Genomic DNA, 21,052 nt, shown 5'->3' with positions numbered 1-21,052 from the left:
ATGGTTTAAGGAACAATGATAATATCATCGGTTTTTAAAACAATATCCTTAGCCAGTTTTCCTTTTACGATGTCATCGTAATCTATTTTTATAATTTTTTCAGCATTTCCCTGTTTGCGATAAAGAATGATTTCGTCTTTGGATGCCCATTCGGTAAACCCGTTGGCAAGAGCGAATGCCTGAACGATTGTAAGCTTCTTGATTAATGGATATTCTCCGACTTTCTGTACTTCGCCCAGGATATAGTATTTTTGGCTGACAGCACCGACAAGTGTTATCGTAACCGTTGGGGCTTCAACAAAGTCCGCTAATTTTGCTTCAATTGTTTTTTTAAGTTCAACAGTAGTAATGCCTTCAGCCTGAAGATCATCAAGAAGCGGAAAGGTAATTTTTCCATCTCGCCTGACCTGAACGGCATCCAATGAAAGCTCCGGTTCCTTCCATGTGTTGATTTTTAAAATATCCCCAATACCTATTTTATAATCTTCAGCACCTCCTGAAGAAACAAAACAAAATAAAATAGCAATACTTACGAAAACCATTGATCTTATCTTGATTCCAGACATAGCTCCGCCCTTTCTCTTACATATTAACGAATTGATTTTATAAAATCATATTACATAAACTATCTTGCACCACGGCCAAACAAAACTGTTTTTATGGTACGCAGAATAATGATCACATCTAATGTCAGGGACATGTTTTTTATATAAAAAAGGTCATAATTTAACTTTTCAATAGCATCGTCAACCGTTGCACCATAAGTGTAAGACACTTGTGCCCATCCGGTTACGCCCGGCTTTACATTGAACCGCTGTGAATAAAAAGGTATCTGTTTTTCAAGTTTATCCGTAAAACATTTGCGTTCAGGCCGGGGTCCGACAAGGCTCATGTTTCCTATCAGGACATCCCAAAGCTGGGGAAGTTCATCAATCCTGTATTTTCTGATAATCTTTCCAGCGGTTGTAATCCGGATATCATTATGCCTTGCCCAAACAGGTCCTGTTGATTTTTCAGCATTTTCCACCATGGAACGAAACTTATGCACTCTGTATTCTTTTTTGTTCAACCCCACCCTGTCCTGAGAAAAAAAAACAGGCCCTTTTGAATCAAACTTGATGAAAATGCCGACAAGGCAAAGTAATGGAGATAACAAAACGAGCATTATCAATGACAAGATTATATCTTCAATCCTTTTAAAAATTGTTTTAAGCCTTGATTTTCTAAAACCATCTGAAAAAACAAGCCATGACGGATTAATCTGGGTCACCAGAACCTTGCCTGTGAGCATTTCATAAAAAGTACTGCCTTCAATTACTTCTATGCCGCCTGTTCTGCACCGGATAAGCTCATCCATGGGAAATGACTCTCTTTTTTCCTTTAAAGCAACAATCACCTTGTTAATTCCCATTTCGGAAGCAATTTGGGAAAGATTTTTTATCCCTTTTCGTACAATAACAGTATCGGGAAAATCAATCGGATACTTTTCATTTTTTGAATCCGGAATCATTATCGAAACAGTGTACCCGCAATCAAGCGTATTAAAAATCTTTTTAAAAATATCAAGTGCAAGGCTGCCGGAACCTAAAATCATGATATGCTCATTAAAAACGCCTTTATTCAAAATTTGAATATACAAAAGCCGCCAGCCAATGATAAAAAGCAAAAGAAAAACAATGCTTAAAATAAAAACTTTTTGATCAACGATTGCCAAAGGAAATATATAGTAAATAAAAGCCAGGGCAATAGACGTTATCCCCAGGGACTGGAGAAGCCGGATACTTGTTTCACTCAGGGTTGAAGACACATCAAAATCATACAAATCATTATAGTAAAGACACACCTGGCATATAAACGTAATCAATAATATTCTTAATACGATCAAAAAATCAAACATATGAAAATATGAAGAAGCAAATATTGCCATTGAAAGCAGTATTGAACCAAAAATAACAAACCCTTCAAATATATAAAAGATGATATTTCGTATTGGAAAATACTGTTTTAATAGTCTTAGCATTGTTTTTTTAAAAAATCCCCAATCATTTTACAGTACCATAGCCATATTTATAATACCCATATCCGTACCCGGGCCTCTTTTCAGCAAAATTATGAACAACGCCTATAATTTTTTCTTTCCCATAAATGTTAATAATATCCTGAACATCTTTTATTCGTGTTTTTCCATGACGAATGATAACAATGATGCCATCCACCTGTCTGGCAAGGGCATTTCCTTCTGATGTAATATATGGCGGCGGTGTATCAATAATAATATACCTGTCACGGTATCGTAACTTTACCTCATGTATGAGGCTTCTCATCTGCCCGGAGGATAACAATTCCGATGGATTCCGGGGAATGGTTCCCCCAGGCAGAATTGTCAGTTTGGGGATAAAAGTTTTTAAAAGCAAGTCATTCAATGATATTGCAGTTGAGAGATGATCACTTAAGCCCTTGGTATCGGGCAGGCCGAATAATTTATGGATGGTTGGTAAACGAAGGTCACAATCCATTAAAAGGACATGCTCGTCAATGCTGCCGGCGATACTGATCGCAAGGTTTGCAGCAACAAATGACTTACCTTCATCGGGAGAAGGGCTTGTAATCATTATGCTTTTGGGTGGTGTTCCAATTTCAGGGAAAAGAATATTGTTTTTTAACAGCCTGAACTGTTCGGATTCAATTGAATGGGGGGAATGAACCGTAACAAGTGACGGATCTATATTTCCAGGCATTACCTCTTTTTCAGGTATTTCTTCATAAGGCTCTGATATAGAGGTGTCAGCATCTGAAATGCAAAACTCATATTCTGTTTCCTCAGGTACAGGCTCAGTGCCGTCATCCATTACCGAATCAAACACTTCCGATTCTTTTTTTTTAAATGCATTATAAATTTTGCCCAAATCTATCACTCCCGAATTAAAAATTTAAGTTGGATTTAATAAAATAAATTGTCCGATCAAGGCCTTTGGAATTGAGTATTACAAAAAAAGACAAGAACGCGGTTGCATAAATTGTAAAGCAGACAAATGCAACCATTTCAACTTTTGCTTTGACTTGATGACCCTTTTTTTTCAGGTGTGGGATAATTGCAAGGATTGTCAAACCAAGATTTTTTTCAATCTGCTCCTCTCTTCTGATGGACGTATTAAACATTTCAAGAAGATAAATCCCCCCACCCCCAAGACCAAACCCAGAAGCAAGAGACAGCAAAAATAATAATTTCACATTCGGCGAGATGGGTTTTTCAGGAAGTCTTGCATGATCAATTATCCTGAACTGCTCACCTTTTTGTTTCTTTTCCATATTGACTGAAAGCTCGGCTTCAAGTCTTCTATCCAGCAGAGAATTAAAAACATTCTGTATATTGGCATAATCTCTTTGCAACGATTGAAGTTCCAATTCTCTTTTAGGCGTATCTTCAACCCTTTTTTGATATATTTCCATCTGCTGCTCTATTTTAAAAATATCTGATTGAATCTTTCTGATTTCATTTTTAATCTGTTTAACTTGAGCTTCCTGCTGTATTGCAGCAAAATCAGGGATTCCGATTCCCTGATTTTTATCATCCACGCCTTGTTCTGAAAATTCGGTTTCGCCTTCAGGGTTGCCTTCAAGAGTTTCCTCTTCAATGGTTTTTTCCAATTTTTCAATTATTTTCTTAAGTTTTGCCACATCAGGATGTTTTTCCGTATACTTTAACAACAGCGTATTATACTGTTCCTTTGCCAATGAATATTTTTGTTCATTTTCCGTTCCTTTAAAAGCCTCTTCATCAAAATCAAAAGAAGAGAATTGATTGTCAAAATTTTGAGATGCCATTTCTTTGGATTGTGCAATTTGAGTTTCAAGAATATTTAATGAATCACTTGTATTTCGCAGTAACTCTTGTTTGCTTGTCAACTGATCCTGGAGCCGGTCAAGAGTCCTCAAATTGGTTTCAAGTTCATCTGGAAGCCCGCCAAGATATTTTGTCCTGTAGTCTGCCAGTATCTTTTCACGTATTTCCAGTCTTTTTCTGGTTTTTTGAAGCTCTGCATCAAGAAAGTCACTTGTTCCCACGGCCTGGGCTTCCCTGAACTTTAAATTTTCATCCATAAAATAACCGGCCAGCGTATTTGCGATCCCCATTACCCTTTGAGGATCACTACCTCTGAAAACAATTGAGAATGCTTCTGTTCCATGCCGGGCTCTTTCAATTTTTACCAGAACCCGTTCTCTCATACTGGCAATTTTATCTTCAAGATACATATTCTTTGCATCTTCAAACAACCCGAACTGATGAATAATTTTCTCAAGATTGCTCCGGCTTAATATCTGTTGTGAAATCGTACTTATTCGCTGACTGATACTGGAAGTCACAACGGATTTAATATAATCCGACGGAACTCTTTGGGGCTGAACAAGGATAAGGGTAGAGGCTTCATAAGTTTTATCCATGGTAAAGGTTATAAAAAGCCCTAATGTAAGTGTGATGCAAAGCGGTATGATGATAAACCATCTTCTCCTGATGATAATTTCCAGTATCTGATCCGGCTTAATGGGCAATTTGGATTGAAAAGAATCTGCCATAATATTTTCCTGTTTTTCTTGTAATTTAATTGTATTTACACAAAGCTTTAAAGCAAACAAAGTGCCAGACAAAAAATTTAACAGTAAAATCTATTTAATATTGAAAACAAATCGTTATTAAAGCCGAAAAAGAAAAAAACATTAACTATTGATTCCGTGATAAAAATTTGTTTAAAGAAAATATGTGAAAAAAATTACATAATTTTACGAAAAAAATGTAACACTAATAGAGATAAATATACCCTGTAGCAGAACCGGTTCATAGAGAATATTTTCCTTATTTAATTTGGGATTTTGTGTTAACTTATATGATTCGTATCGAAAAATCAACAATTGAAAACTTTAATTTAGGATTTTATGGTTTCATTATGGAAGAACCAAAGACAATATATCTAAAAGATTATAAACCCGCTGAATTTATCGTAGATCGTGTTGACCTGACTTTTAACATCAAAGATAATCAGACAAAAGTCACCTCTATTTTAAATATCCATAAAAATTTTGATATTGCCGATAAAAACACGTCACTTGTTTTTGATAAAGGCGATTTTGAAATTTCTTCGGTTATTGCAAACGGAATGTTGTTACTGCCGGAAGAATACGAATCCGGTGACGGCTATTTCAAGCTTGCCCGAACACCGGATATTTTTGATCTGGAAATTATTTCTATTTTAAAACCTGAAGAGAATACAAGCCTTGAAGGATTGTATAAATCTGGGGATATCTTCTGCACACAGTGTGAAGCCCAGGGATTCAGAAAGATAACCCCTTTTCCTGACCGTCCTGATATTATGGCTGTTTATTCCTGCACAATTATTGCGGACAAAACCAAATACCCTGTACTGCTCTCCAACGGCAACTTGGTTGATTCCGGAGATCTTGACAACAACCGGCACTTTGTCCGGTGGGAAGACCCTTTTAAAAAACCAAGTTACCTGTTTGCACTTGTTGCAGGCGATCTTGAACATATCCACGATCAGTTTACCACCAAATCCGGGCGAAATGTTGATCTTAAAATTTATTCAGAACGAGAAAACATAGACAAGTGCTATCATGCCATGAAGTCTCTCAAGCAGGCCATGGAATGGGATGAAAAGCGATTTGGCCTTGAATATGATCTGGATCTGTATCAGATTGTGGCGATCAATGATTTTAACGCAGGTGCTATGGAAAACAAAGGATTAAATATTTTTAATTCCAAATATGTTCTTGCCAACCCGGAAACCGCAACAGATGAGGATTTTCTTAATATTCAAGGCGTTATAGGCCATGAATACTTTCATAACTGGACCGGGAACCGGGTCACCTTGAAAAACTGGTTTCAATTAAGCTTAAAAGAAGGGCTGACCGTGTTCAGAGACCAGGAATTTTCATCCGACTTAAATTCAAGGGGAGTTAAACGAATTTCATGCGTCAGGAATTTAAGAGGGTCACAATTCCCGGAAGATGCCGGCCCCATGACCCATCCTGTAAGACCTGAGTCCTATATAAAAATGGATAATTTTTATACCATGACAGTGTATGAAAAAGGCTCGGAACTTATCAGGATGATTCATCAATTACTGGGAGAAAAGAAGTTCAGAAAAGCAATTGATCTGTACTTTGAAAAATTTGACGGGATGGCCGTCACCATAGAAGATTTTATTGGCGTGATGGAAGAAGCCGGAGGGTTGGATCTTAACCAGTTTAAATTATGGTATTTTCAATCCGGCACACCCACGGTAAACGTGGAGCGATCCTATAATCCTGATTTAAAGCAGCTTGCAATAACCTTTGAGCAGCACATTGCACCGGACAGAAATCAATCAAAAAAAAAGCCTTTGCATATTCCTGTTAAGTTCGCAATTATTGATAATAAGGGGAATGATATAACTCCTGAAAGCAAATCCCTGTTAGAGCTGACATCAGGCAGACAAACTTTTGTATTTGATAATATCCCTGAAAACAGCCTTCCGTCCCTGTTCAGGCAATTTTCTGCACCGGTGAAAATCAAAACGGATTTTACGAATGAAGAGCTTGCTTTTCTCATGGCCAATGATCCTGATGAATTTAACAGATGGGATGCTGCTCAAACGCTTTTTGTCAATGAACTCAAACGGATTATTACCGCGATTCAGGCTGACAAGGAACTGTCCGTTTCCCCAAATCTGATCCAGGCTTTTAAAAAAGCCTTGCTGAATCAACATACGGATCATGCATTTTTAGCAAAAGAGCTTTCTTTGCCTATGGAAACCGAAATCAAAAATCATTTTGATCCGGTTGATGTCCACGCCATCCATAAGGGCAGATTGTTTTTAAAACAACAAATAGCAAAACAACTGAAACAGCATTTTATTGATGTGATTGATTGTTGCACCAAATCAGATCCTTTGAGCCTGTCTCATGGGGCAATGGCGGATCGAAGCTTGAAAAATTTATCCTTGTCATACTTAGGCTGCTTAAAAGAAACAGATACAACACAGCTGGTTTTACGCCATTATGAAACAGCTAAAAACATGACGGATGAAATCGCAGCATTTAAAATTCTTTCCGAGATCCATCCGGATATAAAACAAATCGCTGTTAAAAATTTTTATTCCAAATGGCAGCATAACAAGCTTGTGTTGGATAAATGGTTTGCGGTTCAGGCAGGATCATCTCTGCCCAATACCTTGAACATCGTAAAATCCCTTATCAAACATCCTGATTTTTCAATAAAAAATCCCAATAAGGTCAGATCATTAATATATATGTTTGCCATGCAGAACCATATCAATTTTCATCAAAAAAATGGAGACGGATACCGGTTTATTGCGGATCAAATTATTGCCCTGGATAAAATCAATCACCAGATAGCTGCCAGATTGTCTTCGTGCTTTAATCAAATGAAAAAATATGACAACGCCAGAAAAATTATCATAAAAAAAGAGCTGGAACGAATTCTTTGTGTTCCAACTCTTTCAAAAAATGTTTATGAAATTGTATCCAGGGCACTTGAGTAACCCACAATTCCTATTAGGTACAACAAAGAATAAAAGTAGTGAGTTGTGAGAAAAGCAGGGCCGGTAATTGACAAACTACTCAAAACTCATATCTCACTACCTCTTTGTTTACAAGCGCCAGAAATTGATTCCCATTTTTTTTGCTTCTTGTGGATCAAACACTGATTTTACATCAATCAAGCAGCCGCCCGGAAGAAGCATCTTTTTCAACTCTGAAAGATTTTTTTTCAAATATTCTTTATGGGGCACTGCAAGGATAAGAGCGGAGAGTTCGTTGAGATCATCCCAGTCGCATAAATTTATATTATAATATGCCAGGGCCTCTTTGGGATCTGAAATTGCATCATGAACCAGGACATTGGTTCCATAGGAACAAAGTTCTTCAATGATATCAACCACCCTGGTATTTCTCAGATCCGGACAGTCTTCCTTAAATGTAAGCCCCAGAACCCCTATTTTTGAATCCTTGACATTCAATCCCTGATTGATCATCATTTTAATGGTTTTTTCAACCACAAACCTCCCCATATTGTCATTGATTCTTCGACCCGATAAAATGATCTGAGGATGATAACCTTCGGATTCCGCCTTAAAGGTCAGATAGTAGGGATCAACCCCAATGCAGTGACCACCAACAAGCCCAGGCTTGAAAGGAAGAAAATTCCATTTGGAACCAGCCGCTTCCAATACGTTTTTTGTATCAATACCGAATTTGTCAAAAATAAGCGCCAGTTCATTCATTAATGCGATATTCAAATCTCTTTGCGTATTTTCGATTACCTTGGCGGCCTCAGCTTCTTTTATGGTTTGAGTTCTGTGTACCCCTGCCTCAATAATGGTTTCATAAAGCATTGCCACTTTATCACAGGTGTCTTCATCATCTCCTGAAACCACTTTTACAATTTTTGGCAATGTGTGTTCCTTGTCTCCCGGATTAATCCGTTCAGGAGAATACCCCACATGAAAATCTTTTTTCCACTCGTATCCGGATACTTTTTCCAGGATCGGAACACAGATCTCTTCTGTAACACCAGGATAAACAGTAGATTCAAAAATAACAACAGCGCCTTTTTTCATATATTTTCCAGCAGTCTGAGATGAACTTTCCATATACTTCAAATCGGGACGCCGGGCAGTATCGATGGGTGTTGGAACTGCAACAATGATATAATCCGCATCTGAAATTTTGGATGGATCAGATGTCGGAAAAAAATATACTGCTTTTTCAAACTCATCCCTTGACACTTCACCTGTGGGATCTTTAAATTTTTTGCAGTTTTCAATAATACTTTCTTTTAGATCAAGACCGATTGTATGAAATTTTGCAGCAAAATGAACTGCCAATGGTAATCCAACATATCCCAGACCAATAATCGCAATTTTTGTGTTTTTATCCATTAAAAGCGTTCTCCCAATATCGTTTCATATAAATGCCACGGGCAAAACTTGCTCTTTCATCCATGTTTGCCCACAACAAACCAAGGAGCCCAAATTGTTGTAGAAAATGGCAAGATCTGTCTGTGGCAGTTATTTATAATAGTCTTTATACCATTCAACAAAATTTTGTATTCCCTCTTCTATGGAAGTTGAGGGTTTAAAGCCGGTATCTTTTATCAAATCATTTACATCTGCATAGGTTGCAGGTACATCACCTGCTTGTAACGGCAAATAATCTTTAACGGCTTTTTTCCCAATGGCAGTTTCAATGGCTTCAACAAATTCCATCAGGGCAACCGGTTGATTATTCCCTATATTATACAATTTATAGGGTACGCAACTGCTGGATGGATTGGGTGTGTCGGAACTCCAGTCAGGATCAGCCTTGGGAACATTATGCATTACCCTGACAACACCCTCTACAATATCATCAATATAGGTAAAATCCCTTTGCATATCCCCGTTATTGAAAACCTTGATGGGTTCATTTTTTAAGATAGCCTTTGTAAAAAGGAAAAGGGCCATATCCGGCCGTCCCCATGGACCGTATACCGTGAAAAATCTAAGTCCGGTTGTGGGAAGGTTGTATAAATAGCTATAAGTATGGGCCATTAATTCATTGGCTTTTTTCGATGCAGCATACAGGCTGATGGGATGATCCACATTATGCCGGACGGAAAACGGCATGTGGGTATTAAGGCCATAAACAGAACTGCTTGAAGCATAAATCAGATGTTTTACCCCGGAATGCCGGCACCCTTCAAGGATATTGCCAAAACCCACAAGGTTGCTGTCGATATAAGATCCAGGATTTTCAATACTGTATCGAACCCCGGCCTGGGCTGCAAGATTTACAACATAGTCAAATTGATAAGTTTCAAACAAGATTTTTATCTTTTCTCTGTCAGCTATATCACCAAGAATAAATTTAAAATTTAGATATTTTTCAATTATGGACAACCGGTTTTTTTTAAGATTCACATCATAGTAATCATTTAAATTATCAATACCATAAACGTGGTGGCCCTCTTTGAGCAACCGAGAACTCAAATTAAATCCGATAAAGCCTGCCACACCTGTTACAAGAATTTTCATAATATTCCTTACCTGATCATTATTTTGATTGATAAAATGGATAAAATATTTTGATTTTTTAACATAGACAACAGATAAAAAACAATGAGAATCATCATTTTTCTAAGCAATAGGACGGTTAGACGCAAAAATCCGTTGACATGCTCACTGGCATGAAGCCTTGGCAAAGCGGAATATCTAATGATTTAATTTTAAATTATTTTTCAGGCACCTTCATGAAAAATATCATTTAAGCTGCAGTAATTATGGCAAATCAGAATAAATAGGCGAGCTGCACCACTTGCTGATTCTTTCCCAGCCGTATCTGTCTTCCCAGCCTCTTCTACGGCCTTTTGGCTTTGCTCTCTTTTCCCGGCCGGGATACCCCGGCCCCATATCTAATATGCGCCTGTCAACCGGGGATCTGCGATCCACGGGAGAACGTTTCGTGTAAACACTTTTTGCATGATCCATTATATTCTCCTTAAAGCCTTAAATTAAAAATTCAAACTATGCGGAGGGCGGCAAAATGATTGCAAAACGAGTTCTAAATGACAAGTACAATGGGTAAGAATATCAAAGGATTCACATCAGGTTAACAATACAACTGCATAGTCTTTATATTATATAAAATTGTCAAAAATTGTCAAAAGATTTTTACGGAAAAATTAACCTTTCAAGAATAAGCCCATAAAAAAATTTTAATTTTGACGAAAACATCCATCCCAAATGATTTGAACAATAATTACAGCTGCAGATTTGCCAGGAAAACCCCGTGAACCATGAGAATTCATCAGAAGACATTGAGCTTGGCCTGCACCCACCGGCATGAGAAAAACAGCCAATCTCAAACACATAACCGTGAGGATTGGCAAACACATGACTAAACGAACCATTGACTATTATTTGTTTTAAAGGATCTGTGATATAATGATTACAGTATGCACAGACAATAATTTCCTCTTTTTGTGATAATATTTTGCTCTCTTCACCAGATACCCTGTGAGGCGACTGTTTGCAAATCACTTCCATATAAATATCTTTATTTTCATATAAAAAATTCTGTTAAACCTAATCTTGACTTTTATTTTTGGTTGCAGGCAAATCCGGATGAAAGAACAAATCTGCCCTTGGCAGTTATTTAAATCATTGCCCTTCTTTATCAAGATAATAAAGGGTTGCACCAACCGGTGCAAACGATAAAAATACAATATTCAACCAGGGGATCAGAAAAAGAAGACCAAACCCCACATGAAACAATAGATTCTTTTTTAAAAATCCAAACCGGGTTTTAAATGGAACCATACGTCTGGCAGGAATCAAGTCTGTATTGTCCCATGCCAGAAAAACAGTGGCGGCAATGGATGACATAAAGATTATAACAGGACCCAAAGGTGTTAACAAACCGGTCACCATGATTATCAGGGTAATCAAAACCGGGATAATCGCCCTGGGTATTTCCTGTTTTATAAGGTGTAAAAAAAAACCAAACCACGACTCAGGTTCAAAATGTGCCTCTTTTCCCATAACAATTTTTTCTGTTATTCTGGACATATAATCCATGATAAACACACAGAACAACAATTGTGATATCAAGTATGCCATCACCATGGAAATGGCAGCCAAAAAAACGGATAATATCCATGAAACTGCTTTCCATAGATATATCAGCCAGCCGGATTCCGGCATTTTCCAGATCATCATTAAAATCTCATTATGCCAATATAAAACAAGACCGGACAAAAGAACCGTTAACAACAAAACGACAAAAAATCGCAACACCCCAAGCATCAATAGCTTTGGTGTTTTTAAAGCCAGCGCCACCCCTTTGATATTATATTTTATACCATAATATAAATTCATGTTAAGATTTCTTTCCTTTGCTCATTGTTATGGAATACTTACATGTGTACTATATAAATAGTATTTTTTCAACGTTAAGACCGTCAAAATTCATGAACATACTATCTAAAAATTATCCGAATCAGGGATACATTTGATTACATATGAAATATTTTTTGAAAACTCTTTATATGAAATGTTTTTTTGTTCTTTGATCACATTACCTTTAATTCCAAACGTTGTTTTATAACAGTTAAAAAAATCCAAATCGTTTAATGTTTCGCTTTTTTTCAGATCATTTCCTATAAAAACAGTTTGCCAGACAATCTTTGTATCTCTTGTAATATGAGCATCTTTTAACAGGTTCATTACATTCTCGCTGATATGAATTCCATCCTGCACACCGGTACTTTCAAGTCGTGATGCCGTATTTACAGCTTTACCTATAGCGGTTACAATTCTTCTTTTTTGGCTACCCAAAGGACCGATCAAAGCAGTCCCCATTTCCATTCCGGCTCTAAAGCTGATATTCGTTTGCGCTTCATCCAATATTTTTTTTACCCTGCCTGACTTATCCATTTCATGCCGGCCTGTTTTCAGCAAATGTATTTCATTAAAAATCGAGGTAATGGCAAAGATGATCAGCATTATTCTTTCATGTGTTCCCATGGGAAAACCAGCTTTTTCATCATCAAAAGGTGATGCGTTTTGCAGAAAAACAGAATCACCAATAAAATTATCCACCCTGCAGGAATAACGATTTGCATTATCGGCGGCAATCTGGTGACAAAGGTTTAATATAAAAAAATAATCCAGGGGATTTATTATTTTATTCCTCAAGGTGGCTGATCCTATCATATCAATAAACGCATAAACACCATCTGTTATACTGACAGCTTCCATATTGAGCTGATTTTCGTTGACCGCACCCACGGCCTTCAGATAATTTTTCTGCTCATTCAATTCAATTTCTTTATTTTTTAATCGCAATGCGGTCTTTCTAAGCGTTTTTTCTTTACGCCATATGATATGGGCCGCCTGCCTGCCTCTGGCTAACCCGATATATGCAATTGATGCCATCTCAATTGCGGAAATCAACATATTTAATCGTTTTTTTAATTGTAATTTATTTATGAATCCGTCTTTATTTTTTTGCAGCAGATTCTCATCAATCATATTAAAAACAATGGCACCATAATCCGGTATATAAGCACAAATAAAATTTTGTGACTTAAACTGATTGACAATGGAAGTATTCATTTTCAAATCAGACAAGGATTTAAACACATCCCCATCATAAGAAAGAATAGACACCTTTGAAAAATTTTCTTTAGCATCATTTAATGCTTCAACCCTTAATGCTTCCGGGCTGGTATCAATAATGAGGATTTTAATGCCCTTTTCATAAAAATCTTGATGTTTTCTAAGAACAAAAGAAATAATACCGTCAGTTTCTTTTGTTTCACCGAATTGAGTCTCCTTATACAGTCTGACAGGTGATAATCCTTTATATTTTACGATCCAGGTGCCAAAATATTTTAAAACCACCCCCTTAAATCCCTTTCCGTCAAACTTATGCATCACCCCCCTGTCCCATTGATCAGGAGGCAAAAATTTCGAGTAGGTCTTGTTGGTGCCAAACAAAAGGCCGGCCTGGCTGGCCTGCATTAATTTCAAAGAAAAGGACAAAAGAAGACCCAGGGGATTTTTCTTCTTAAAAACAATTCGTTCAAATTTTTCCATATCAGACGATTCGGGTTTCATTCTTAGCGTACGGGCTTAAAAAAATCTCAGTGCTGTTGTTATCACAATCTGTTTTATAAAAAAGATTTTGAAACAAGGAAATTTCTTTTGTTTTAAAAGAAATCAGTGATCCGATAAAAAAAACATGATAAATGCGATAAATATTATCTGATACAATCTGCTGCAATTTATCTTTGTGTCGTTCCATCCTCAGTATCCAATCATTTAATGTCCTCACATAATGAGTTCTGAAATTTTCTGCATTCAGCAGCTCAAACCCGGAAGACGATGCCAGATCCAATAGATCCTGTTCAAGCATTAATTCACCTCCCGGAAACATATATTTGTCCATAAATGAATTTTCAAATCCTTTTTTCCTCCTGGTATTGGTGGTAATGGTATGCTGCATAAAAAGGCCGCCTTTTTTAAGACTATTATAAACTGTTTTAAAAAAAACGGACATATTGGATTTTCCCACATGTTCTGACATCCCCACACATGAAATTTTATCAAATATCTGACTGCCAAGATCCCGGTAGTTTAAAATTTTGATATTTATTTTATGGGACAGGCCTTCTTTTTCTATCCAGTTTTCAGCATATTTTTTCTGCTTGTAACTCAAGGTAATTCCGCTTACATTCACACCATAATGTTTTGCTGCATAAACAGCAAAGTTCCCCCATCCACAACCGATATCAAGAAGTTTATCTCCCTTTTTAAGTCTCAATTTCCTGCATATAATATCCATTTTTTCATTTTGAGCATCATCCATTGTTGCACTTTCACTTGTATAATATCCACAAGTGTATCCCATTGTTTTGCCTAAAAACAATCGATAAAAATCACTGGAAACATTGTAATGGTATTCAATATTTTCCTTTTCCTTTTCCTTTTTCTTTGCTTTTACAAAAAAACTGGAAAAAAATGTAACAATGCTTTTTCGTTGATCAGTGTTGAGTAATTTATCACAGACAAGTTCATAAAGTTCTTTTATGCTGCCGGATATATCAAAATATCCTTTTACATAGGCCTCTCCGAGAGAAAATGCATCCGGGCAAATAAGGGCGTTAAAAAATTTTTGGTCTTTAATAAAAATTTTGTGTTTTATCCCATGAGGTGCTGTTGAATATTTATTCCCTTTTGTATCAATAATTTCAAGGGGAATCTTTTCCTGATTGAGCGTTTGGATAAACTTTTTTAAGAAAAAAGACTCTTTTTTGATGAAAAATTTCATAATTTCGCCTTTCATAGAAGTTTGAGATTTAAAAAAAAACTTTTTATAAAAGATTCAAAAATTTAACTCGATTATATTAAATATCATAAAAAGATAAAGGTTTATCTTAAAAAAATAACGAATTTTATATTAGAATAATGAGTATTAATATTCTCACAACGCATCAAGTTAATACGCTGTTATGACTTATGATCGCTCAGGATATCGCTTTGAGGATATTCCTGGTTTCCAAAAGTGCTTTGGAAATATTATTCCTTTTTCTTCCCAACTGAATTCGAATGCTGTCTTTTTTGACAAATTCATAACGAACCATACCCTTTAAAGCTGTATTTAATTCATCCAGAGGTCTTTTCATATGTTTTTCAGAAAAGGCAAGGGTTAAGATGTTGGGTGAAATATCAAGCCTCTGAACACCTGCCTTTATACAATAAACCCTCAGCATGATTTTTAAGAGCATATTTTCAGCTTCTTTGGGCAGTTTCCCATACCGGTCTGTCAGTTCTTTTTTCATATCTGAGATATCTGAAACCATGGTAATCCTTGATAACCGCCTGTATACAGTTAACCGCTGTTCAACAGACTCTATGTAATCATCCGGGAACCCCGATGACATGGACGCATTGATTTCAGGCTCTAAAGGTTCAATGTTGTCCTCCCCTTTCAGATCATGAACAGCCTGATCCAGCAATTTTAAAAACATGTCATACCCAACGGCCGCTATATGTCCTGATTGAGATGCACCAAGGGCCGTTCCGGCACCACGTATCTGCAGATCTTTCATTGCGATTTGAAATCCTGAACCCAAATCTTTGTATTCCATCAAGGCTGCCAACCTTTTCTTTGCATCCTTTGTCAATCTGCTCTCATCTGAAACAAACAGATAGGCATAGGCCTGATGATCCCCTCTTCCGATTCTTCCTCTTAACTGATATATCTGAGAAAGTCCGAAGCGTTCGGCTTTGTTGATAATCATGGTATTGGCCGAAGGAATATCAAGACCGGATTCAATAATGGTTGTGCATACGAGAACATCAATTTCAAGATTTACAAACTTGAACATCACTTTTTCAAGCTCGGTTTCAGAAAGCCTTCCGTGAGCTACGGCGATCCTGGCTTCAGGAACAAGTTTTTCCAGATTTTGTGCGACCTTAAAAATGGTCTTGATGTTATTATGCACAAAAAATATCTGGCCGTTTCTTGACAATTCTCTTTTAACGGCATCCTTTACAATGGGATCTTCATATTTTGAAATATAGGATATGATCGGCTGCCTGTCTGCAGGTGGAGTTGTGATCACGCTGATATCCCTCATGCCGGTTAAAGACATGTGAAGGGTCCTAGGAATTGGCGTTGCAGTCAAGGCAAGAACATCCACGGAACTTCGCTTCTTTTTCAATGCTTCTTTATGCTTTACGCCAAATCGCTGTTCCTCATCAATCACCAAAAGTCCCAGTGATTTAAAATCAATGTCTTTTTGCAGCAGCCTGTGGGTTCCAATAACAATATCCACAAGACCAGAACTGATTGCCTTGAGTATTCTTGTCTGCTCTTTTCGGGTTCTAAACCGTGACAGGCATTCAATATGAACAGGATATTGGGCAAACCGCTCCCTGAATGTTGACAGATGCTGTTCTGCCAATATGGTGGTGGGCACCACAATCGCCACTTGCTTAGCATCATTTACCGCTTTAAACGCTGCCCGGATGGCAACTTCTGTTTTGCCATACCCCACATCTCCGCAAACCAGCCGGTCCATTGGAATCTCGGACTCCATATCCAAATGCACATCATCAATGGCCTTTAACTGGTCACGGGTCTCTTCATAAGGAAATGCAGCTTCAAAATCATTGTAATAATTATCAGGCCTGGAAAATGAAAATCCATTATTCACTTTTCTTTTTGCATACAGATTTAAAAGATCAGCAGCCAGTTTTTCAACTTCTTCTTTGGCCTTGGCTTTTGATTTAATCCAGGCTTTGGAACCGATTTTATCCAGAACCGGCGTATACCCGTCCACTCCAATATATTTGCCAATCATTTCAATGCGATCCACCGGCAAATATAGCTTATCTTTATCCTGATAAAGAATGAGAATAAAATCCTGAGAGATACCATTTACGCTTAAACTGCATAATCCCTCATATTGTCCGACTCCATGCTCAATATGGACAACAATATCTCCATTTTTCAACTCTTCCGGTGTGATAAACTGGGTTTTTAAATCTTGTCTGACCGGCTTTTGCCTGCGAATTCTTTTTTTACCGAAAATTTCATTTTCAGTTACAAGTGCCAGATCTTCGTGTTTCAGTACAAATCCGGAGGATACATTTCCGAACAAATAATAAATCCCTGGTTTTTGTTTCATTGCCAGGGGAAATGCTTGACACGGTTCGGGTTTTATTCCATAGGGTTGCAATAGCGAGAGCAACCGTTTGGATTGTGACTCTTGACTGAGAACACAAAAAACTTTTCTGTAATTTTCAATATGATCGTTAAACCAGTCTACCAGGGGCCTTAAAGGATTATCTTTGGTACCTGCCCTTTTCAGCATTGAACAAATCTCTGTATTATCCTGGTAATCAAATGAGAATGTTGTTTGACGGGCTTCATTTAAAGGCATAACGGCAGGATCAAACAGCTTAAATGATGTATGCTTTTTTGATTTAATAAGAGACTTTATTTTATCCCATTTCAAGTAAATGGAATCAGGTTCAACACAAAGCCTGCTCTCGGATGCAGTTGTTTTGTAATTGAAAAATGCTTTACTTTCAAAATCCATTGCGCAAGATTCAAGTTCGTCAGGAACATCAAGCAACAAACGACTGTTTTCAGGAATATAATCAAAAAACGTATCTAAATCATCATAAATAATGGACAGCATGCTTTCAATACCTGGAAATCTTCCAAATTCACGGGTTTCATTCACATACCCTCTGACTTTTGGTGCATCAAGCCCTGCAATATTTCCGGCCTGCCTGAGACGTGCAAGGATATGGGGCAAATTTTCTTTGCTGACAACAGCTTCGGTTGCCGGGATAATGACGGTCTCATAAATTTCTTTAACCCCTCTTTGGGTAAATGGAGAAAAATAGCGGATGGATTCTACCAAATCCCCGAAAAATTCAATTCGAACCGGATATTTTTCTCCCGGAGAAAACACATCCAGAATACCGCCCCGGACGGAATATTCTCCAGGATCTTCCACAAGAGAGGTTTTGGTATAGCCACCGGACTCAAGTTTTAAAATCAATTCATCCCTGTCAATTTCTTCATTGGCAATCACCAATTCTGCAAATTCATTCAGACTTTTTTTAGGAATCAGCTTTTGCAAAATTGTTTCCACAACCGTTACTATAATTAACGGATGAAAAACCGAATCCATGATTTTTGACAACGCTGCAAGCCGGTTTGTAGATGTCTCTTTATGGTAGGCCAGGGATTTAAACGGCAGGATATGATATCCTGGAAAAAAAACAATATGGTCTTTTTTATCCGGCAAAAAAAAACTCAGTTCATCTAAAAAGCCCAGCGCCTTTTTTGTATCACTTAAAATAACAACAATTGAATCATTTGAGTCATTAAACAATTGAGATATCAAACAAGCTTTATGAGATCCGTCTGTCGGAATGATAACCACATTATTGTCCGTGGCTTGAATTTCTTTGATTATATGATTTGACATCTTTGCCATAACCGATTGGACGGTATACCGTTTTCCTTTAGCCTTAAGGTCACACGTTAACCTAAAAGTAACGCACAACCTGAAGGTCACTCGTAAACTGAAGGTCACACATAAAAATTATGTGTCTTGATTTAAAAGAAGTTTTAAAAAGAATCAAGAACAAATCAAGAAAAATTATTTAAACTTGTTTGCCAGATCGTTATCTATCACATAAATACATGCCTCATTGGCCCCTTTGGTTGAATATCCGAATTTTCTGGACATATTGTCCAAAAGGAACTTCACATCTTTTTTAATTCTTTTGTCATGAGCTTTATATTTATCCGTATCAAAATCTTTGATAGCATTCCTGAAATTTTCATTTTCAATAAAAGGCTCAAGCACCCTTTTTTTAAGGTTGTGAACATATCGGTCATATAAAGACTCAAACAGCCTGGTTTCCGTAATATTTTTTCCCTCTATCATGATCTCCTGGGTCAGGGTTCGGGTTGTGTATTCTTTTAACACATCATTTCGGATCTCCTGCCTTCTTTTCTTATCCATATCTTCAGAAAGAAGCCTGTTTTCAATGCTTTCAAGAAAGGCTTCAGTTACATGGATCTCCTCTTTTGTAAAAATACATTTTACAAAAGAGTCAAACTCATTGGTTACAGCAGAAATATAATTTTTAATATCTTTGGCAATCTGTTCTTCATTGTAATAGTACAAGGATTCTTTGACCTGCTGAAGAACGCTGTAATCATACATTCTTAATAAAGATTCAAGAAATTGATGGGGAATCATTCTTTTTACCTGATCATTGAGCTTATTGAAAAACGTACACAAATCCGGCATATTAATCAAACGGTCTTCTTTGGCATATTTTGAATAAAACCGATCAAAAATTTTAATGGAATCACGACCGGACAGCCCTTCTTTTCCATATATTTCCGATTCAGCAATAATTTTTTTAAGCATCTTGTTATCAAGGGATTTAATATCATCCTCTTTGAGCCACTTTGGGATGTTACCGGAAAACAATTCCATTTTTAACAGCATCAGCTGTTCATCACAAAAATTTTTATATTTTAACGGATCTTTTATCCATTCAGCCAGTGCCAGTGATTTTTTACCAATTCTTGTGCAGATAATAATCCTGGCAAAATTGTCAAGTACCATGGGCAGAAAGCTGCCTTCAATATGCCTGCCAAAAATATTATTATAAATTTTAACTTCAGTTTTCACATCAAGAACATAAGGAATATCAATATATTGGATCCTGTCTTCAAATGACGGGAAATCACGAATACTTCGTTTATCCTCAGGATTCATCAAGGCAAAAAACAATGAATCCACTCTTTCTTCAATATCTTCAACTTTATGAAGCCCTTCAGAGATGATATTATGAAGTTCAACCATTCGATCAATATTATGGGATTTAATATCCATTAGCGCATAAATCCCGTTATTGATTTTTGCAAACCTTGAATACAGGTAATTGATAACATTGCTGTCCTGAAACAGGCTGTTAATCCTGTTTTGAAGCATCTCGTTTGAAAGCGTATTCATTTTCAAAGGCCTGTCACCTGGATTAAAAACACTTATGCCGTTTCCAAGACGACGGTTAAAATAGTAAGGTCTGGCATACAGCATTTTAAACACTTCCGAAGGATTTCCCAATCGTTCCAGCAAAGAATGATAAATCGAAGAGCAAATGGTGCAGACTTCTTCTTTAAAAACCCATTCATACTCTTTTTCCGTGAAAAGGCGCCATTTGAATTCATCATTTTTAATGAGTTCATCCAGAACTATCCGCCTTTGTTCTTTGGGTATGGCCAGAAAAGGATTATCATGTGAAATACAGGGTACTTCAATATAGTCGGCATTTTTAGGGATAAATATTTTTTCATTGGAATCCCGTTTCGATCCTGTATCTTCTCCTTTTTCAACATATTGAATCAGTTTTTCAAAGGCTGATATGGACAAAGATTTGTCTTTGTCCTGAAGTTTTTTTATATCCAGGCGCCATACAATTTCATACCTGAGGCCTTCTTCCGTATTGGCATACATTTCAAACTTTTTTAATAAATTATTTAAAAATGTACTTTTTCCGCAACCATGGGGTCCATAAAAGATATATATCCTGTTCTGCTGGGCCCCGTGCCGTAAATACTCCATTTGTTTCATAAATCGGTTGGCAAACAACATGTCCGTGAAATAGGGATTTTCAGAATCTTCAACAAACAGCCGTGAACAATCATAATTTGTAAAGGTCAGCTTATCAACATCCCTTGAGATGGTGTCTTCTGATTCATCAACATAGCACTTGATCATGTCATGGAAGGCCTGAAAAATATTTCTTAAAATATGAGAAGGCTTGGCATTTAAAATGTTTAAAAATTCTTCAAACGGAACAGGCTTCAGCCGTTGGTAATCTGTTATATTTTTATCAAGCAGATCAAGGGTTTGGTCCACAGATGTTTTTTTTGAAGCGTTTATTTCCAT

At 36.9% G+C, this 21,052-nt stretch carries 13 protein-coding genes; 1 reads left to right on the top strand and 12 read right to left on the bottom strand.

Annotated features, from left to right (window positions below; genetic code table 11):
* Nucleotides 1-5: 5 nt before the first annotated feature.
* The 4 genes from BLT94_RS06270 to BLT94_RS06255 are packed head-to-tail and all read right to left on the bottom strand — an operon-like array spanning nucleotide 6 to nucleotide 4,575.
* The gene (locus BLT94_RS06270) at nucleotides 6-566 is read right to left on the bottom strand and encodes a polysaccharide biosynthesis/export family protein (RefSeq protein ID WP_092231660.1); all 561 of its coding nucleotides are present in this window, start codon (nucleotides 564-566) and stop codon (nucleotides 6-8) included.
* Nucleotides 567-625: 59 nt separating this feature from the next.
* A complete protein-coding gene (locus tag BLT94_RS06265) occupies nucleotides 626-2,020 on the bottom strand; it encodes a TIGR03013 family XrtA/PEP-CTERM system glycosyltransferase (RefSeq protein WP_092231656.1) in 1,395 nt (464 codons plus the stop codon).
* Between the two features lie 22 nt (nucleotides 2,021-2,042).
* Nucleotides 2,043-2,906: a polysaccharide biosynthesis tyrosine autokinase gene (locus BLT94_RS06260; protein ID WP_092231653.1), complete on the bottom strand. Its 864-nt coding sequence runs from the start codon at nucleotides 2,904-2,906 to the stop codon at nucleotides 2,043-2,045.
* 16 nt (nucleotides 2,907-2,922) lie between these two features.
* Nucleotides 2,923-4,575, bottom strand: a complete 1,653-nt coding sequence (locus tag BLT94_RS06255; protein ID WP_092231650.1) for a GumC family protein — start codon at nucleotides 4,573-4,575, stop codon at nucleotides 2,923-2,925.
* A gap of 368 nt (nucleotides 4,576-4,943) precedes the next feature.
* On the opposite strand from BLT94_RS06255, the gene pepN reads away from it, so the two are divergent.
* Nucleotides 4,944-7,556, top strand: coding sequence for an aminopeptidase N (pepN, locus tag BLT94_RS06250; protein WP_092232135.1), 2,613 nt, complete (start codon nucleotides 4,944-4,946; stop codon nucleotides 7,554-7,556).
* A gap of 108 nt (nucleotides 7,557-7,664) precedes the next feature.
* Here the strand turns inward: pepN and BLT94_RS06245 are convergent, their stop codons facing one another.
* From BLT94_RS06245 to BLT94_RS06205, 8 genes are all read right to left on the bottom strand, one after another.
* Nucleotides 7,665-8,954 carry a nucleotide sugar dehydrogenase gene (locus BLT94_RS06245; RefSeq protein WP_092231646.1) on the bottom strand — a complete coding sequence of 430 codons (1,290 nt, stop codon included), beginning with the start codon at nucleotides 8,952-8,954 and terminating at the stop codon, nucleotides 7,665-7,667.
* A 129-nt stretch (nucleotides 8,955-9,083) separates the two neighbouring features.
* Entirely contained in the window at nucleotides 9,084-10,088 is a 1,005-nt protein-coding gene (locus tag BLT94_RS06240; protein ID WP_092231643.1) for an NAD-dependent epimerase, read from the bottom strand.
* A 243-nt stretch (nucleotides 10,089-10,331) separates the two neighbouring features.
* Entirely contained in the window at nucleotides 10,332-10,541 is a 210-nt protein-coding gene (locus tag BLT94_RS06235; RefSeq protein WP_041279481.1) for a hypothetical protein, read from the bottom strand.
* 672 nt (nucleotides 10,542-11,213) lie between these two features.
* Complete coding sequence (locus tag BLT94_RS06225; RefSeq protein WP_092231638.1) at nucleotides 11,214-11,930, bottom strand: EI24 domain-containing protein; 717 nt, start codon at nucleotides 11,928-11,930, stop codon at nucleotides 11,214-11,216.
* 105 nt (nucleotides 11,931-12,035) lie between these two features.
* Entirely contained in the window at nucleotides 12,036-13,673 is a 1,638-nt protein-coding gene (locus BLT94_RS06220) for an adenylate/guanylate cyclase domain-containing protein (RefSeq protein ID WP_139168991.1), read from the bottom strand.
* Nucleotides 13,654-14,886 (bottom strand): class I SAM-dependent methyltransferase, encoded by a 1,233-nt coding sequence (locus BLT94_RS06215; RefSeq protein ID WP_175530287.1) that lies wholly within the window; start codon nucleotides 14,884-14,886, stop codon nucleotides 13,654-13,656. Before BLT94_RS06215 ends, BLT94_RS06220 begins: the two co-directional genes overlap by 20 nt.
* Before the next feature lie 196 nt (nucleotides 14,887-15,082).
* Complete coding sequence (gene mfd, locus BLT94_RS06210) at nucleotides 15,083-18,568, bottom strand: transcription-repair coupling factor (protein ID WP_245742984.1); 3,486 nt, start codon at nucleotides 18,566-18,568, stop codon at nucleotides 15,083-15,085.
* A 174-nt stretch (nucleotides 18,569-18,742) separates the two neighbouring features.
* The gene (locus tag BLT94_RS06205; protein WP_092231629.1) at nucleotides 18,743-21,052 is read right to left on the bottom strand and encodes a serine protein kinase PrkA; all 2,310 of its coding nucleotides are present in this window, start codon (nucleotides 21,050-21,052) and stop codon (nucleotides 18,743-18,745) included.

This window comes from Desulfobacula phenolica (assembly GCF_900105645.1).
GTDB lineage: Bacteria > Desulfobacterota > Desulfobacteria > Desulfobacterales > Desulfobacteraceae > Desulfobacula > Desulfobacula toluolica.
This window is presented reverse-complemented; position numbering and strand designations above follow the sequence as displayed.

Coding starts and splice junctions, on each gene's coding strand:
- BLT94_RS06265 (WP_092231656.1), bottom strand. CDS start 2,020: ATGCTAAGACTATTAAAACAGTATTTTCCAATACGAAATATCATCTTT.
- BLT94_RS06245 (WP_092231646.1), bottom strand. CDS start 8,954: ATGGATAAAAACACAAAAATTGCGATTATTGGTCTGGGATATGTTGGA.
- BLT94_RS06235 (WP_041279481.1), bottom strand. CDS start 10,541: ATGGATCATGCAAAAAGTGTTTACACGAAACGTTCTCCCGTGGATCGC.
- BLT94_RS06220 (WP_139168991.1), bottom strand. CDS start 13,673: ATGAAACCCGAATCGTCTGATATGGAAAAATTTGAACGAATTGTTTTT.
- pepN (WP_092232135.1), top strand. CDS start 4,944: ATGGAAGAACCAAAGACAATATATCTAAAAGATTATAAACCCGCTGAA.
- BLT94_RS06215 (WP_175530287.1), bottom strand. CDS start 14,886: ATGAAATTTTTCATCAAAAAAGAGTCTTTTTTCTTAAAAAAGTTTATC.
- BLT94_RS06225 (WP_092231638.1), bottom strand. CDS start 11,930: ATGAATTTATATTATGGTATAAAATATAATATCAAAGGGGTGGCGCTG.
- BLT94_RS06205 (WP_092231629.1), bottom strand. CDS start 21,052: ATGGAAATAAACGCTTCAAAAAAAACATCTGTGGACCAAACCCTTGAT.
- BLT94_RS06255 (WP_092231650.1), bottom strand. CDS start 4,575: ATGGCAGATTCTTTTCAATCCAAATTGCCCATTAAGCCGGATCAGATA.
- mfd (WP_245742984.1), bottom strand. CDS start 18,568: ATGTCAAATCATATAATCAAAGAAATTCAAGCCACGGACAATAATGTG.
- BLT94_RS06270 (WP_092231660.1), bottom strand. CDS start 566: ATGTCTGGAATCAAGATAAGATCAATGGTTTTCGTAAGTATTGCTATT.
- BLT94_RS06240 (WP_092231643.1), bottom strand. CDS start 10,088: ATGAAAATTCTTGTAACAGGTGTGGCAGGCTTTATCGGATTTAATTTG.